This window comes from Paenibacillus sp. UNC499MF (assembly GCF_900107975.1).
In the GTDB taxonomy this organism is placed as follows: Bacteria; Bacillota; Bacilli; order Paenibacillales; family NBRC-103111; genus Paenibacillus_F.
Map to the genome: position 1 here is coordinate 274,490 of NZ_FNVF01000002.1, position 14,813 is coordinate 289,302.

The 14,813-nt window shown below is 57.7% G+C and carries 16 protein-coding genes; all 16 read left to right on the forward strand.

Features of this window, described 5'->3' with window-relative positions; translation table 11 throughout:
- Nucleotides 1-2 precede the first annotated feature (2 nt).
- The 16 genes from C4S74_RS06360 to C4S74_RS06435 all read left to right on the forward strand — a co-directional run bounded on the left by C4S74_RS06360 (nucleotide 3) and on the right by C4S74_RS06435 (nucleotide 14,722).
- Nucleotides 3-236 carry a phosphopantetheine-binding protein gene (locus C4S74_RS06360; RefSeq protein ID WP_103994508.1) on the forward strand — a complete coding sequence of 78 codons (234 nt, stop codon included), beginning with the start codon at nucleotides 3-5 and terminating at the stop codon, nucleotides 234-236.
- A gap of 96 nt (nucleotides 237-332) precedes the next feature.
- Nucleotides 333-1,124: a phytanoyl-CoA dioxygenase family protein gene (locus C4S74_RS06365; RefSeq protein ID WP_103994509.1), complete on the forward strand. Its 792-nt coding sequence runs from the start codon at nucleotides 333-335 to the stop codon at nucleotides 1,122-1,124.
- A 15-nt stretch (nucleotides 1,125-1,139) separates the two neighbouring features.
- Complete coding sequence (locus tag C4S74_RS06370) at nucleotides 1,140-2,573, forward strand: class I adenylate-forming enzyme family protein (RefSeq protein WP_103994510.1); 1,434 nt, start codon at nucleotides 1,140-1,142, stop codon at nucleotides 2,571-2,573.
- 4 nt (nucleotides 2,574-2,577) lie between these two features.
- Entirely contained in the window at nucleotides 2,578-3,903 is a 1,326-nt protein-coding gene (locus C4S74_RS06375; protein WP_103994511.1) for an aspartate aminotransferase family protein, read from the forward strand.
- A gap of 5 nt (nucleotides 3,904-3,908) precedes the next feature.
- Nucleotides 3,909-4,661, forward strand: a complete 753-nt coding sequence (locus C4S74_RS06380) for a class I SAM-dependent methyltransferase (RefSeq protein WP_103994512.1) — start codon at nucleotides 3,909-3,911, stop codon at nucleotides 4,659-4,661.
- Between the two features lie 17 nt (nucleotides 4,662-4,678).
- Nucleotides 4,679-5,041 carry a cupin domain-containing protein gene (locus C4S74_RS06385; protein ID WP_103994513.1) on the forward strand — a complete coding sequence of 121 codons (363 nt, stop codon included), beginning with the start codon at nucleotides 4,679-4,681 and terminating at the stop codon, nucleotides 5,039-5,041.
- 17 nt (nucleotides 5,042-5,058) lie between these two features.
- Nucleotides 5,059-6,150 carry a bifunctional 2-polyprenyl-6-hydroxyphenol methylase/3-demethylubiquinol 3-O-methyltransferase UbiG gene (locus tag C4S74_RS06390; RefSeq protein WP_103994514.1) on the forward strand — a complete coding sequence of 364 codons (1,092 nt, stop codon included), beginning with the start codon at nucleotides 5,059-5,061 and terminating at the stop codon, nucleotides 6,148-6,150.
- 3 nt (nucleotides 6,151-6,153) lie between these two features.
- Nucleotides 6,154-6,843 (forward strand): AraC family transcriptional regulator, encoded by a 690-nt coding sequence (locus C4S74_RS06395; RefSeq protein ID WP_103994515.1) that lies wholly within the window; start codon nucleotides 6,154-6,156, stop codon nucleotides 6,841-6,843.
- A 44-nt stretch (nucleotides 6,844-6,887) separates the two neighbouring features.
- Complete coding sequence (locus tag C4S74_RS06400) at nucleotides 6,888-7,739, forward strand: M48 family metallopeptidase (protein WP_103994516.1); 852 nt, start codon at nucleotides 6,888-6,890, stop codon at nucleotides 7,737-7,739.
- Complete coding sequence (locus C4S74_RS06405; protein ID WP_103994517.1) at nucleotides 7,736-8,983, forward strand: beta-ketoacyl synthase; 1,248 nt, start codon at nucleotides 7,736-7,738, stop codon at nucleotides 8,981-8,983. The genes C4S74_RS06400 and C4S74_RS06405 overlap by 4 nt, the downstream gene beginning before the upstream one ends.
- 13 nt (nucleotides 8,984-8,996) lie before the next feature.
- The gene (locus C4S74_RS06410) at nucleotides 8,997-9,824 is read left to right on the forward strand and encodes a beta-ketoacyl synthase N-terminal-like domain-containing protein (protein ID WP_103994518.1); all 828 of its coding nucleotides are present in this window, start codon (nucleotides 8,997-8,999) and stop codon (nucleotides 9,822-9,824) included.
- A 36-nt stretch (nucleotides 9,825-9,860) separates the two neighbouring features.
- On the forward strand, nucleotides 9,861-11,129 hold the full coding sequence (locus tag C4S74_RS06415; RefSeq protein ID WP_103994519.1) for a beta-ketoacyl synthase N-terminal-like domain-containing protein: 1,269 nt from the start codon (nucleotides 9,861-9,863) through the stop codon (nucleotides 11,127-11,129).
- Nucleotides 11,130-11,137: 8 nt separating this feature from the next.
- On the forward strand, nucleotides 11,138-11,887 hold the full coding sequence (locus C4S74_RS06420; protein WP_103994520.1) for an SDR family NAD(P)-dependent oxidoreductase: 750 nt from the start codon (nucleotides 11,138-11,140) through the stop codon (nucleotides 11,885-11,887).
- A 14-nt stretch (nucleotides 11,888-11,901) separates the two neighbouring features.
- Entirely contained in the window at nucleotides 11,902-12,165 is a 264-nt protein-coding gene (locus C4S74_RS06425; RefSeq protein ID WP_103994521.1) for an acyl carrier protein, read from the forward strand.
- Between the two features lie 40 nt (nucleotides 12,166-12,205).
- Nucleotides 12,206-13,936: a CRTAC1 family protein gene (locus C4S74_RS06430; RefSeq protein WP_103994522.1), complete on the forward strand. Its 1,731-nt coding sequence runs from the start codon at nucleotides 12,206-12,208 to the stop codon at nucleotides 13,934-13,936.
- Entirely contained in the window at nucleotides 13,937-14,722 is a 786-nt protein-coding gene (locus C4S74_RS06435; RefSeq protein ID WP_103994523.1) for an RnfABCDGE type electron transport complex subunit D, read from the forward strand.
- Nucleotides 14,723-14,813: the final 91 nt, after the last annotated feature.

Genomic DNA, 14,813 nt, shown 5'->3' on the forward strand with positions numbered 1-14,813 from the left:
GCATGTTGACCGGAGAAGCGGCACTGGAAGTCATTCAGAAAATCGGCGGGCTCGACAACGTGGAAATGGATACCAATTTTCTGGAAAAAGGGATAGATTCCGTTAAGGTCGTTGAAATTCTGATTGAGTTCGAAATGATGTTTAATATCGACGTTCTGGACGATCAGCTGAACCTGGACGAACTGTCGACTCCCAAACGCATTCAGGACTACGTAAACGGAATTATCGCCAAGTAGCGCAGAGCGGCCAATAAAGCCGAGTAACTTCCCTTAGGGCCCTCTATGCTAAAGAAGAGAAGGGGAACGTACCCGATTATCGGGAGGAGGGACACATTGAGGAAGGAAATCATGACGGGCGAAATGATGGAGCATTACAGGGAGAACGGTTTCGCGGTCATTCCCGGCGTATTTTCACCGGCGGAGGCGGAAGAAATCAAAGAGGCCCTGAAAGAAGTATGGACGCGGAGCATCCGCAGCCGCATGATTCTGCAAAGCCTCGTATTTCCGCTGGAAAGCTTATTCCCGCCTCTAAGGAATGTGCACCAGAGCCATGAGGTGCTGAGACGGTGCTCGCTCGATCCGAGAGCCTTCGGCGCGGCGGCCCGGCTGCTTGGGGAGAATGCGCTGCTTGTCGGAACGACGGGATTTTATAAATGTCCGGGAGCCAAGCAGCTGCCTCTGCACCAGGACAATTACGACATCGGGGCCGAACCGGCTCCGGGCTGCGCGTTCTGGGTGTCCCTCGACGAGGCGTCACCCGAGAACGGCGGGCTTCGGATGGTTCCGGGCAGCCATCGCCTGGGACTGCTTAGACCGCGGCTTCCGGGCAGCCGTTCCACGTACGGGCAGTCGGTTCCGGTTCCCGAGCGTCACGCGGAGGTCGATCTTACGACGAAGCCCGGAGACGTGGTGGTATTTAACGGCCACACCGTCCACGGCTCCCATGCGAACCGGACCCGGTACGGATTCCGAAATTCTCTCGTTATGCATTTCGTCGGCGAAAGCGTCCGAAGTCTTTTCGTGCAGAACAGAGAGCTTCTCAATTCGGCCGGCGATAAAATATTCAAGCCCGTCAACAAGTCCCACAGCGTGAAAAGGTTGTTTCTAAACAAGGATTCCAACTAAACGGGAGGAGCGGGGATGGATGCAAAGTTATTTTTCCGTCAGCTATCTGACCATTCTGGCCTATGCGCAGTGGATGGAACACATGAAATCTCCTACAGCCGGATAACGGAGCTTGCGCAAATTCATGCGGGGATGCTGGAAACAGCCGGCCTTGGAGCCGACCCAATCCGCGGACAGCGGGCCGTCGCGGTCGATATTTCGATCGGCTGGAGAGCGATTCCGCTGTTCCTGGCGGCGCTGCGGCAGAAGGTAACCCTCGTTCCGGTCGATCCCGCCAGAAACCCCGGCTTGACCGACAAGGTGCTGGGCTGGATCGCCCCGGACTCCTACATCACACCGGCGCTTGTAAACGAAGACGGCGTGATTCGCTCGGGGCTTCAGCGGGCAGCGGCCGCACCCAGGGAAGAGCTGCGGGACGTGGCGGCCGTCCTGTACACGTCGGGAACGACCGGCCGGCCCAAAGGCGTCATGCTGACCTACGACAACATTTGGTCGAACGTCGGCAGTATCCTGGGCTACTTTAAGCCGGACCGGGAGGACAGGCTCTATTTGTTCCGGCCGCTTACGTACGCTTCGGCCCTTACGGGCGAGCTGCTGCCGTCTTTATTCCGGGGAGCGGCCGTCTATTTCCGGCCCCCGGATACGAACCCGCTGAGCACCATGAAGAGCATCCGGCAGGACGGCATTACTATTCTCGGCACAACGCCGACGGTTGCCGCCACGTTCGCCCGTTTCCGCAAACGGTACGATTTCGGAAGTCTGCGCGTCCTCATGCTGAGCGGGGAATGCCTGACCGTCAGGCAGGCGGAGCTCATTGCCGAGGCGTTCCCGGACGCGGCCGTCTGGAACGCTTACGGGCTTACCGAGGCTTCGCCCCGGATCAGCTGCCTGACCGAAACGGGAGCCTTCCTGGAGCGGAAGGGCTGTGTCGGCAAACCTCTCGCAGGCGTCGAGGTGGAGGTGCGGGTGGAAGAAGCGGAGGGAAGGACGGCCGCGGACGGCGAGGAGGGTGTTTTGTACGTGCGGGGGCCTAATGTCATGAAGGGCTATTACGGCGACCCGGCAGCGACCTCTTCTAAAATCAGGGGCGGCTGGCTGAGGACGGGCGACCGCGCCGCGATCCGGAAAGGCGAGATTTACATTCTCGGCAGAGCCGATTCCCTGATCATCCGCGGGGGAGTCAATATGGACCCGAGCGAGATCGAAAGCGAGCTGATGAAGCTCGGGGGAATCAAGGAAGCGCTCGTTTTTGCGGACAGTTCCGAAGGCCGGACGAGAGTTCATGCCTGGATTACCTGTGAGCAAGGGATCCCGATGAAACAAATCCGTTCGAGAATTATTCACGAGATCAAAGATTCCCGCCTCTGGCCGGATGTGATCGAACTGAAGGAGGAGCTTCCGAAGACGGCCAGCGGTAAACTGATCCGTCCAATTCAATCTTTGAGGTGAGTTCATGGAAAAAAGCTATCCGGTCGTCCATCCGTTTACTTGGATGCCTCCCAGCGGCACGCTTACGACGGACACCTGGCTTGGGCAGGTAACTTGTCTGGAGCGGGGGGACGGTTCCTGGGTGTACGACACGCAGGGCAAAGCCTATCTGTACACGACTACGGCGGTTCCCACGGTGGGGCTTTCCAACTGGCGGGTTATCCAGGCGATGAAGGAACAGATGGAGCGCTTAAGCTTCGCGTCGACCTGCGCCCAGACGCACGATCTCGTCGAGCCTCTGGCGGACAAACTGCTCCGCCTCTGCGGCAGCCGGTACGCCAAGGTGTTTTTTACGAACGACGGGTCGGGGGCCGTGGAAACGGCCATGCGCCTCATCCGGCAGCATTTCATCTCCCGCGGGGAGGCGAAGCGGGACAAGTTTATTTCGTTTGACGGAAATTTTCACGGAACCACCTACGGCTCCGGTTCGGTTACCCATCTGGGCATCCGCGAGATGTTCGGCAGGGGCCTGGAGGATTGCTTGTGCGCCCCGGCGCCTAATTTGTACCGGCCTCCGGCGGCGGCTTTTACTCCCGAAAGTGCGGCGGACTTCTGTCTGAAGGAGCTGGAGCGCCTGATCGGGGAAGCGGGACCCGAGACGATTGCCGCCGTTCTTGTGGAGCCGATTCAGGCGGTGAACGGAGTCGTTCTTATGCCGGAGACGTTTTTTTCACAGGTCAGGACTTTGACGCGGCAATACGGTATCGCTGTGATATCGGATGAGGTTACAACGGGGCTGGGCAGAACCGGACACTGGTCCTTGAGTGAGAAATACGGGCTGGAGCCGGATATTCTCGCCGTATCCAAAGGATTGACCGGTGGTTATTTTCCGATGGGGGCCGTGCTGATGTCGGACGAACTCGATGAGAGTTTATTCGGAAACGGAGGCATCCTTCTCCACGGCTCGACGCAGTGCGGTCATCCGGTCGGCTGCGCGGCGGCGCTGCAGGTGCTGGAAATCATCGAGCAGGAAGGTTTGCTGGACCACGCGGCCGTACGCGGCCAGGGGATTCTGGATGACTTTGCGGCCGCGCTGGCCGGCCATCCGAATGTGGGCGATATCCGGGGAATGGGCTTGATGCTTGCGATTGAATTTGTGAAGGACAAAGCGACCAAAGAACCGGTCGATTTCGAATGGGGACGCCGGTTATCCGGGCATCTCCATGACGAAGGCATAATGGGCAATTATTTCAACGGCATTCTTCTTATGTACCCTCCCCTGAATATCAGCGGGGAAGAATGCGACTTTCTCGTTCATGGGGTGACGAGAGCATTACGGCGAATGAGGTGAGGATAGTGGCGGCAAAAGAGCACTGGCACGACTTTTTCGGGAAAGATTATCTGCTTTTCTCGGAAGTGATTCTGAATGAAGAGCGTACCCGCTTCGAAACCGGACAGCTTCTGTCCCTGCTGAATCTGCCGGAAGGCGCGTCTATTCTCGACTTGGGCTGCGGGCAGGGCAGGATCAGCGTTCCTCTCGCACTGCGGGGGTACAAAGTGACCGGTATCGACGCGTCGGATACGCTGCTGGATGAGGCGCGGCGGCGGGCCCGGGCATCCGGAGCGGAAGCGGTATTCAAGTCTCTGGATATGAGAGAGCTTCATTTCGCGGAGACATTCGATGCGGTTCTTAATCTCGGCACGGCGTTCGGCTATCTGGAAAACGAAGAAGAGAATCAGGATATTCTGCATCGTGTCTACCGCGCTCTGAAACCGGGCGGGCAAGTGATTCAGGAAACGGAAAACCGGGATTTCAAGCTTCTATACAGCGCGAAAAAGACGTGGGATATGATGAACGGCTGTCCCGTATGGTCGCAGCGTGAATTCGACAGCGTAACCGGCAGATGGAACGAAGAGATGAGCTGGTTTGACGACGGCAAACTCAAGTCGTCCCGGCTGAACCTTCGTCTGTACACGGCCGCCGAGCTGCTGCTGCTGCACAGAAACGCGGGACTCGGCGTCAAAGGCGTTTACGGAGGCTTCGATCTGTCTCCGCTTACGGCCTCAAGTCCCCGGATGCTGCTCCATCTGGAGAAAAAAACGGATTAATTCAGGGAGGGTTCCAGATGGAAACCGAAAATAAACACAAGCTCATTAAATGGGAAGAAATGAACTGGGAGCCGGGCATCTACGAAAATACCGAAATGAGCTACCTGTATGAAGACGAACAGGGCCGGTTGTGCTTTCTCGTTAAACTTCATCCAGGAAGCTTCATCCCCATGCACGACCACCCGAGAAGAGAATTCGCCTATCTCATCAAAGGCGATCTTATTTTAAACGAGAGTGAAGTAATGAAGGAAGGCGATTTTCTTACGGCGGGTCTGGCGGAGTCCCATGACGTCCGCACCGAGAACGGGGCCTTGTTGTACGTCTTTATCGATTATCATGTGATCCGACAGCGGATCGTTGAGATCGAGACCACATCGTAAGGCTGGGAGGAACAAGGGTGAGTGGTGTTACGACCGTTAAGACGGCTTTGTTTAACGAAACTTATCATGCGGCCTATGAATATGTATCGGATTTTACGGCTTTTACCCTGTTGGGGGCCCTAAGGGCGGGGGGCATCAGTCTTAACGAACCGGTGCGAGAGAGCGGACTGCATGCTCTGATCGCTTGTGAGGAGCAGAACAGGCCGCTGTTGAACTGGGCCATTCATTTTTTGGAGCAGCAGGAGTTCGTCCGGAGGACAACCGGGCCGGAGGGTGCGGCGGTGCTGGAGCTGACTCCCAAAGGCCGGGACTGGACTAATCGGGGAAACCCGTTCCCGGCCGTACACGTGGCTCCCTCTCTGAAGCTTATCGAATACGCGGGGACATTCTGGCTGGAGTCCGTCCGGGGAGAAATTGAGCCCCGGCACAGGCTGTTTAACCGCGAAGGCATCGCCCTGTGGGAAGTGTATTTCCACAATGCGCATGACTTGTACGCGGTCCACAACCAGTGGGCGGCCGAAGAGCTGGCGGACCTGCTTCCCGCGGAACCGTGCACAATTCTGGAGCTAGGTACCGGTTTCGGTTCGGCAACACGCGCTCTGCTGACGGAAATCCGCCTCCGGTCGAAGTCCGTTGAGGAGTACACCGTGTCGGACGTCAGCAGACTCCTCACGACGAAAGCCGGGAGGATGCTCGAGGGAGAGCTTCCTCCGCATAAGCTCCGCCAGGTGACGCTGGATATCAACGAGGTGAAGAGCGGCGGGGAGACGTACGATTTTATTTACGCCGTCAATGTGATGCACTGTGCGGAGGATCTGGCTCTTTCACTGGACGCGCTGCGCCGGCTGCTGAAACCGGGGGGAACGATCGTGCTGTCCGAATGTGTGAGGGAGCATTACCGGTCCAGGCTGCATCAGGAATTTATTTTCTCGCTGCTGCCCGATTTTAAGCCGGTCGGGGGAGCGGACGGAGACGTGTCCTGTTTCGGGTTTCTCCGGCCGGAGGACTGGCGGGATGTCATGCAAGCCGCGGGCTACCGGGACATCTGCGTCAAAGTGAACGAGGGGCCTGTCCGCGGCGCGATTATAACCGGAAGCCGGGAGGATTAGCCTATGATCGTATTCTGGGACCACGGAGCCGGCATGGATTCGGCGGATATCGGCCGGTCTGACCCCCGCGATACAACCGCTGCCGCCTATGTGGCCGACGGTCTGATCCTGCACGTCGGTACGGCGGAAGACGCCCGCAGGCAGGCTGTGAGCGGAAACTGCGAGGCACTTGTCGTCCTTACGGAGAACGAGCGGTTGAACGAAGACGAATTACCCGCGGACGCTGCCGTTCCCGTGTATGTTTTTACGAAGGCGGACAAGCAGTCGCGGTTTGTGATCCAGCTCCTTTTTCACTATATGGCATCTATTCAGAGTCATGTCTTCCCAGGGAAGACAGCGGCGGGTACCGGTCCGGATAACGATATGGATTGGGAGCGTGTGCTTAAGCATATCCGGGACAACCTGGGGACGGGCGAGCTCTCTCTGGAGAGTGCGGCCAAAGAATGCTACGTATGCAAATGGCAGTTTTCGAAAGTGTTTAAAAAACAATTCGGCGTCACCTTCCGCGACTATCTGATCGAACAGCGGATCGGGGAGGCCAAGAAGCTTCTCGTAAAAGGACACTCCGTTACGGATGCCTGTTATGCCGTGGGATACGGAGATATGACCCATTTCGGCAGAATCTTCCGCAAGAAGGTCGGTGTGAGTCCTTCCGATTACCGCAAGCATTATTACAGCCAGTTTATTTTATGAAAGTCCAAGGGAGATCCCAAACAAGGTAAAGCGAGGGGTACCGTATGAGAAAAAGATGGCAGTTCTTGCTTGCCGTTCTGATTACGGCAGGACTGTTAGCGGAATTTTATACTTACTGGAACCGGCCGTACAAGCTTCCCCCGGTATCCGACGGCATGCAGCTTGCGGAATACAATCTTGAGTTCGGGAAGGAAAAAGCCGCAGCCGGCGGACAGGTGCAGGGAAGCGCGGACGATTTGCAAAAAAAGGTTGCCGCCGAGCCGGACAACCTGGCCTACGGCAATGCGCTCCGGATAACGATGGGCAAAGAGGGCCGGATCGACGCCTTCGTCGCGTTTATGAAGTCGCTGGAGCAGCCCCCGGCAAGAGCCAAGCTTCAGCTGGCGCTGGCTTACGTGGACCAGATGCAGAACGAATCTCTGGGAACCGCCTCTCTCGGACAAATATCCGTTCATTCCATTGAATTGATGAATGAGGTGCTGGAGAAGGACCCTTACGACTGGCTGGCTCATTATGCCCGCGGAATCAATAACCTTTACTGGCCGGTGGGTCTGCAGCGGATCGACAAGTCCATTCAGGACCTCTCCTTCTGTCTGGCCGTCACGAAGAAATTCGAAGGGGACCATCCTTTCTACATGTGGGCTCTGGCATACACGGCACTTGGGGATGCACTGGTTAAAAAAGGCGAAGTCGGCGACGGCATGAAGATCTGGAAAGAAGGGCACGAGGCCCATCCCGATGATCCGGCCTTGAAGGAGCGGGCGGAAGCATCCAAGGAAGAAGCGGTCGAAATCGTCGTGCGTGAGCGGGGCATGGACCAGTTTCAGCGGCCGGACCCGGGAATCAGCGATCTCAGCCCCATTTGGAATTCCCCGAAAGAAGGGCGGGGCGAATGAACCGCGGGGGCTTTGCAACCGGTGAACGAGCCCGCCAAGAGGGGCGAACGGCAGTGGTCACGGGCCTGGGTGTCGTAACTTCGATCGGCACGGACGAAGCATCCTTCTGGAGAAATCTGCTGCGGGGAGAGACCGGCGTCAAACCGATTACGGTGTTTGACGTGGAGAAGCATACGAACCGGATGGGCTGCCAGATCGACGACATTCCTCTCTCCGCCTGCGCTCCGGACGCTCTCTTGAAATCGGGAAGAGCGACCCGGATTCTGATGCCCGCCATCGAGCAGGCTCTGCGGAATGCGGGGCTCGGTAAGCCTGAGCTTGCCCGCTATCGGGTCGGGCTTTGCGTGGGCACCACGATGGGAGACATCGACCCGCTTGAAGGCGCCATCCAGGGAAAGCGCAGCGGGGCCTTCGGAGGGCCGCATGTCATAACCGATGGGATCGGACGGCTGCTTGAACTGAAGGGGCCCGCATGGACGTTCACCAACGCCTGTGCAGCCGGAAATTTCGCCATCGCCAGAGCCATGGACGAGATTGCGTCGGGCAGAGCGGATGTGATGATCGCCTGCGGAGCAGATTCGCTGTCCTGGGTCGCTTTTACGGGATTCAGCAGCCTGCGCGCCATGGCGCCCGACCGCTGCATGCCCTTTGACGTCCGCCGGAAAGGACTCATCCTCGGTGAAGGGGCGGGCGTGCTCGTCATCGAGTCCCAGGCTCATGCGGAGGAGCGCGGGATACGTCCGCGGGCCGGGCTGCTCGGGTACGGGATGAGCTGCGACGCTCATCACATTACCCAGCCGGACCCGCAGGGGGAAGGCGCCGTGCGGGCCATGCGCGCCGCATTGAAGATGGCGGCGGTTCCCGCGGCCGGCGTCGATTATGTGAGCCTGCACGGAACGGGCACCCAGGCGAACGACAAGATGGAGGCGGCCGCCCTGTCGGCCGTCTTCAAGGAGACGCGGCTTCCGGCCGCAAGCTCGATCAAGGGCCACATCGGCCATACGCTGGGCGCGGCAAGCGCGATCGAAGCGGTGATGAGCGTGAAATGCCTGGAGGAAGGGCTGGCTCCGCCGACGCTAAATCTGGAGCAGCCCGATCCGGCATGCCCGGTTCCCGTTCTGATGAAGGAGCCCGCGCCCGGCAGGTACCGCACCGTTTTATCGAATTCTTACGCGTTCGGAGGGGTGAACTCCTCGATCGTACTGTCCGCCGTTCATGGGCGGGGGCGGGAAAACTTGAATTAAAGGGGGTGGCACAGTGCCGCAGTTCATTTATTTAACCGGGTGCGGTTATTATATGGCTCCCAGCTTTGCCGCGATTGTAGAACGCCCGGAAAGCCCGGCGCCGGCTGAGGATTGCGGGAGCGAGGCTTTGTCTTCACGGATTGAAGACGAACCGGAGGAGGCGTCACAGGGACTTAAGGGGCTGAAAAGACACTCCAGAGCCGTCCGGCTGGCCTGTCTGGCCATCCGCGAGGCGCTGCGGATGGCCTCGATTCCCGTGGACCCCGCCGACGGGAAAAGAAACGACATCGGCGTGGTTGTCGGGACCAACGACGCGAATCTGGAGGCCATCGACCGGCTGCAGCAGGAGGCGGAAACGTACGGGGTGAACAACACGAATCCGGGTCTGTTTCCGGAAACCGTACTGAATGTAACCGCCGGCCAGGCATCCATTTATTTCGGGCTCGGCGGCCCCAATGTGACGATATCGGGCGGGGACTTCTCATCGGTGAAGTCGCTTCAGTACGCGGCCGACATGCTGGAGTCGGGCAGCGCTTCCCATGTGGCGGTCTGCATCGTAAGGCTGCTGCCGCCCGCCGTCTTCGAGGGAAGTATCCGGTACGTGACCGCCCGGGAGTCCGTCGTCGCTTTGGTGCTCTCCCGGCAGCCTTCCGGGGAGAACAGCTTCAAGCTGCGCATGGCAAGCGCAGCGGATCTGCCGGATGCGGCAGGTATCCGCATGACGGACGAAGGGCTTCCCGCCGCGCTGGCTTTCAAACTCGAAAGCGGCGGTCTCCCGTCCGGAGCATCCGTGATGTATGCGGATGCCGGTCCGGAGGGCCTGCTTGCCATCGAGTGTTAAAACCGTGCAAATCCGCGTCGTTAAGAGGAGATAACTGTGAAGAATACTAGCGTTCTGGTTACGGGAACGAACATGTTGTGTTCCCTGGGCATAAGCAATCACGAAGTATGGGAAGCCGCGCTGTCCGGTAAAGTCCCGGAGCCGTCCCTGCGCTCCTATCCTTTTCCGGACGGCACCCGTTTGGAATATCCGGTCTTCTCTCTTCCGGATTTCGAACTGTCCGATTGCCTGGAAGAGAAGAGCATACGGTGGCTTGCGGAAAATCATCTGCTGGACGACCGGGACTTCTGCATGCTGCTCCTGTCCATCCGGCAGGCGCTCGACGACGCCTCTTTCCGGATAACCGGAGACAGCAGAATCGGGCTCGTTATCGGCCACGAGAATCTGGGTGCCGTGAAGCTGACCGATAAATTTATCCGTTATCAGAATGCGGCCCCTCAAAAAAATCAAGGAGATCAAACGCCGCTTTTCAACGAGTTCCGCCGCGAGTTTTTTAATATCCAGACGTTTCCCTACCTGTTCTATCTGGCGCAGCTGCTGGGGGTAAACGGGCCGGGCTATGTCGTAAACAATGCCTGCGCCTCGGGTTTGTACGCCCTGGAGCTGGGGAGGATGCTCATAGCGGGCGGCAGTGCGGATCTCGTTATCGTCGCCTGTTCCGACTACGCGCACGCATCGGAGTATTTGTGGCTGCAGGAGAAAGGCTTTGTTTCCAGGCAGATGAAAATCAGGCCGTTCGATCTGCACAGGGACGGTTCCATTCTGGGGGACGGTGCGGGCACGCTCATTCTCGAATCGGCCGCACATGCCGCGAGAAGGTCGGCGGAACCCCTTGCGGTTTACCGCGGAGGAGCATTCATCCAGGAACACTGGCATATGACGCTTCCGGATGTTTCGAGGCACTCCTACGCGTCGGTCATCACGGAAGCCGCCGGGCACGGAACGGCTCCGGAAATTGACGTTATCGTTCCGCACGGTTCGGGCAGCACCCTGTGGGACCGGTACGAGGCGAACGAAATCCATCGTGCCTTCGGCGGGCTGGACCGGCCGGTTCCGGCCGTAACCTCCTTCAAGGGGTATTTCGGGCATTTGCTGGGTGCGAGTGCCATGATCGAAACCGTGCTTCTTCTGCACTGCATGAAGAGAGAGACTCTGCTTCGTACGCTGAATTACGAACAAGCCGATCCGAGAGTGCAGCTTCCCGTTCAGACGCAAACCGTGCACAAAAAAACGGCGTCCGCCTTAAAATCGGTACCCGCTTACGGCGGATTCCACGCGGCTGTCCTGTTCAACAAGCCGGATTAGGAGGAACTATGGCAACGACGACTTACAGTTTTGCAGGAAAAACGATTTTGGTGACCGGAGGGTCGCGGGGGATCGGCAGAGCCGTCGTTAAACAGCTGGCTTCGGCAGGTGCCCGCGTCGTCTTCACCTACTCGAAGGACCGGCAGGCGGCCGAATCTCTTCTGGATGAGACGGGGAGGGATTTATCGCGTGTCTCCTGCGTGCAGGCGGATTTTACGGACAGGCTTGCCGTCGCCGGTATGGTCGGAAAGCTGCTTGAAGAGGGCCCCGTAGATGGTGTCGTCAACAACGCCGGCATTTTACAGGATACGCCCATGTACCGGATGACCGACGAGCAGTGGGACACGGTCCTTCAGGTGAACCTTACCTCGCTGTACGTCATTCTGAAAGCCCTCATCCGTCCCCTTGCCGCTTCCGGCGGGAGCGTGGTGAACCTCTCCTCCGTGACCGGACTTGCCGGAGCCGCGGGACAAACCAATTATGCCGCCTCCAAGGCGGGCGTTATCGGTCTGACCAAGGCGCTTGCCAAGGAGGCGGGGCCGCTGGGCATACGGGTAAACGCCGTTGCCCCCGGGTTTATCGGCACCGACATGCTGGAATCCGTTCCCGTCCGCCGCAAGCGGAACCTGGAAAAGGATATCCCGCTGAGAAGATTGGGAACGCCCGAAGAGGCGGCCTCCGCCGTCCTTTTCCTTCTCTCGGATGCGGCTTCTTATGTGAACGGTGCCGTGCTGGTTGTGGACGGAGGATTACTTTGAAAAGGAGAACTGTCATGAATGTTAAAACTGTGAAATCCCGCATTATCGAAGTAACGGTGAGTCTTCTCGATTCGACGGAGCCGGTGGAAGAACTCGACGCCGACGCTTTCCTGCGGAAACCCCTGCCTGAAATCGGGATCGATTCTCTGGCTGTCCTGGAACTCGTGGTGACCCTGGAAAGAGAATTCGGCGTGAGAATGACGGAGGACGATCTCGGCGGCATCGCGACACTGGAGGATATTCTGACCTTTATTACAGGTAGGGCGGGACAAAGCTGAGCCGGATCTCATTATGAATGGATGAGGAGATGGAGAGTATATGCAGGTTAAACCTTTGAGCAAAATGCTGCTTGCCGTGTCGGCGCTGCTTATAACGGCCACCGGCTGCGGCGCCGGGCAGAGCCGGACGGATTTCGGCTTTTCGTTGAAGGAGACCACACAGGCTTCCGGTGTCAAATTCACCCACAGCAAGCCGACGTTCGACCCCAAAGTGGCGAACATTATGCCCTGGATGGCTTCGACGGGAGCGGGCGTGTTTACGGCGGATTATGACGGAGACGGGTTTATGGACCTTTATTTCGTAAATTCCGCCAAAGGCTCCAAGAACGCCCTCTTCCGCAACAACGGGGACGGCACCTTTACCGAAACGGCGGAGTCCGCCGGAATTGCGGATGTTAACAAGGACGGGATCTCGGAGGCGGCCGTCTGGTTCGATTACGATAACAGCGGATATCCGAGCCTGTTCGTCGGTTCTTGGGGCAAAAGCCGCCTGTTTCACAATAACGGGAACGGAACTTTTACGGAAGTCACGGATCAGGCGGGCGTCGGATACAAGGGCTACGTCAACAAGGCGATCGTCCTCGATTACAACAAAGACGGCAATCTGGATCTGTACTTGTCTTGTTATTTTCATGAAAAGAACGACCTGTGGAATTTGACGACGACGAAGATTATGCATAACGATTTCGAGCGGGCGCGCAACGGCGGACGGAACGTGCTGTACCGGAATAACGGGGATGGCACCTTCACGGACGTTACCGCAGAGCTCGGGGTGGGCGATACGGGCTGGACCCTCGCTTCCGGGACATGGGACGTGAACAACGACGGCTGGCCGGACATCTACAACGCCAACGATTTCGGACCGGATACCCTGTATCTGAACGAGAAGGGGAAGAAGTTTACGGCCGTCGTTCAGCCGAGGGGAATCGGAGATGATACGTTTAAAGGAATGAACGTCGATTTTGCGGATATTTTCCATGACGGCAGGCCGGCCATGTACGTCAGCAACGTCAGCAAATCCCAATATATTCTGGAAGGCAACCAGTTGTGGCACGAGAAAGACGGCCAATTTATCGACCGCGGGAAGGAAATGGGCGTCAATTTGGCCGGCTTCTCCTGGGGAGCCCGTTTTATGGACCTGGACAACAGCGGCAATTCGAGTCTGGTCGTCCAAACGGGGTTTGTATCCGCCAGCAAGAAGAAAGATTACTGGTTCGATCTGGGGACGCTCGCAACGACACCGGGCAATATCGTCGAGGATACGAAAAACTGGCCGGCTTTCGCCGACAAAAGTCTTTCCGGCTATGAGAACAAATTTCTTTTCTACCCGCAGGGAAATAAATTTACGGATATTGCCGCACAGGTCGGTCTCGACTTCGTGGAAGACGGGCGCGGAATTTCGGCGGTCGACATCCGCAACCAAGGCAAGCTTGACCTGGTGTTTGCCAATCAGGGCGGACCGGCCCGGGTTTACGAGAATACCGTCACCGATCAGCACAACTGGATCAAGCTGGATCTGACGGGTACGGCGCCGAGCAGCCGGGACGCGGTAGGAGCCCGGGTGACTTTTGAAGTGAACGGAGTGGAAACGGTCATGGAAAAAGACGGCGCCAACAGCTTCGGCGGCCAGAGCGATCCGCGTCTGCACTTCGGTCTCGGCAAAGCGGACAAAGTGGACAAGATCACGGTGCGCTGGCCCAGCGGAAGAGTGGAACAGTTCCAGGACGTTCCCAAAAACCAGATTTTGCGGCTGACCGAAAAGAAGGACTAGATGAGCAAAGATCCGAGACTGTACATTTTGGCGTTTTTATTGTCCTTTGTTGCCGCAGGCCAGTTGTTTCTCGGTTTTTTTCAGAGATGGGACTCATTCTTCGCGTCTGTTCTTACGGCGGTCATTCTTGAGTTTATTCTGGCCGGCTGGCTGAAGAAGAAATGGGCGTTCCCCTTGAGCGCCCTGATTACGGGCATCGGCATCAGTTTGCTGCTAAGCTCCTATGCCATATGGCCCTATATCCTGACGGCCGTTCTTGCCGTCACGATCAAGCAGTTCGTCAGGCTGCGGGGAGCCCACATTTTCAACCCGAACAATGTTGCGATGGTGATCATGCTGATCGCACTGCCCGCCTACGCCGTGAGTACGCCCAAGCAGTGGACCAACGGGATCGAGGTCATGAGCCTTATTATGATTCTCGGTCTCTTCGCGGCCTATAAAGCCAAACGGCTGGATTCCGTCCTGGCTTTTATCGGGGGTTTTTCCTTCTTTGCTTCCATAAGAGTGGGAGTGTTCGGGGAGCCGGCCCTCTACGCCTTCGGACCGATGATGGGGGCATCCTTTCAGCTTTTTTCCTTCTTTATGATTACGGATCCCAAAACGACGCCGCCCACCCGGAAAGCGAGGATCCTGTTCGCCTTTCTTATCGCATTTACGGATGCCTGGCTGCGTGTGAATCAAATAACGAATTCGCAGTTTTACGCTTCATTTCTGGTCACGCTCCTGCTCGGAGTGCCCTACAGGCTGCTGGCCAAAAAAACGGGAGAACCGGGAATTCCCGTTTAAAGCCTGACGGCAGGGCGGAGGACTTCCTCCGAAGAGGAGAAGCCGCTGTGCTGCCGGCTGTTTAGACGCCAAAAAGTCCGGGGAGGCGGCT